Below are 545 nucleotides of genomic sequence, written 5' to 3'. Positions count from 1 at the left end.
GGATCGCGCGTGCATGATGATGGGGTGCTGATCTGTATCGAAGCATCCGAGCTGCCGGGCCGGGAGTGCGGACGGGCACCCGGGTTCCCTGGCTACTCCAACATCCATGTCGGCGTGCAGGGGCGGGGGCGCACCGGTGAACTGCTCGGCATGACGGCTGCGGACGTCGCCTCGGCGGTGTGGGAGCTGGAGGTGACCGCGATCCGCACGGAGTCCGGCTGGGATCTGCGCGGCCCGTTCGTACAAGGCCGGCCGGGCGGCCGGTTCGTCTACCTGTCGTGGGGAGCGGTCGACGAGACCGGAGCGTTCTCGATGTTCCGGCGGGCGAAGCTGTGGCTGGAGGCGATTCCCCCCGACGTACTGGAGCGGGCCGTGGCCGGTGGCGCCCTGGTGGCACGGCTGGGGCTGACGGACGCCAAGGGTCAGCCGTTGTGCGCGTCGGTCCGCCCGCCACTGGTGGAGTGGTCGGCCCCCGCAGGCCGATGACCGACCGCCGCCGAGGAGATCCAGCGCAACGGACGTGTCACGAAGCGCGCGGCAGCGCC

The 545-nt window shown here is 71.6% G+C and carries 1 protein-coding gene; it reads left to right on the top strand.

Annotation, left to right across the window (positions count from 1 at the left end; genetic code table 11):
* The coding region (locus Sru01_RS35205; RefSeq protein ID WP_275412239.1) for a DUF5990 family protein at positions 1-486 on the top strand (486 nt) is incomplete at its 5' end.
* Positions 487-545 lie beyond the last annotated feature (59 nt).

The sequence above is a fragment of the Sphaerisporangium rufum genome (genome assembly GCF_016863395.1).
Lineage (GTDB): Bacteria > Actinomycetota > Actinomycetes > Streptosporangiales > Streptosporangiaceae > Sphaerisporangium > Sphaerisporangium rufum.
The sequence above is the reverse complement of the archived record's forward strand: the minus strand, read 5'-3'. Positions and strand labels throughout refer to the sequence as shown.